Here is a 362-nt window from a genome sequence, read left to right on the forward strand (position 1 = left end):
CGGGTGGCCTTGCCCCATGAGATCTACTCGGCCGATGGCCGCAAGCTCAGCCTGAGCTACGGCACCTTCGGCAATTTCCCCCTGCTTGAGACCGTCCGTGACGACCAGCGTGAGCTGCTGAGGATCACCCGCACGGCCCGCGAAGTCGAGTTGCTGTTCTACCCCGACGATAACGAGGCGGCGCGCTTTGTGCTGACCCTGATCGATGCCGACTACAAGGTGGAAAAACTCCGACTGCCGACCGACGACCAGGCCGGCTGGTATTTCCGCTACCACAAGATCAATGAGTTTACCTGCATCACCGAGGTGCGCACGCCCACCGGCAGCGAGGAAGTCATCGAGTACAACGATGGCGGGCACAA

At 61.3% G+C, this 362-nt stretch carries 1 protein-coding gene; it reads left to right on the forward strand.

All coding sequences use genetic code 11. The features are described 5' to 3' along the window. The coding region (locus UCMB321_RS31130) for a hypothetical protein (protein ID WP_040072010.1) at positions 1-362 on the forward strand (362 nt) is incomplete at both ends.

It is taken from the genome of Pseudomonas batumici (genome assembly GCF_000820515.1).
Classification (GTDB): Bacteria; Pseudomonadota; Gammaproteobacteria; order Pseudomonadales; family Pseudomonadaceae; genus Aquipseudomonas; species Aquipseudomonas batumici.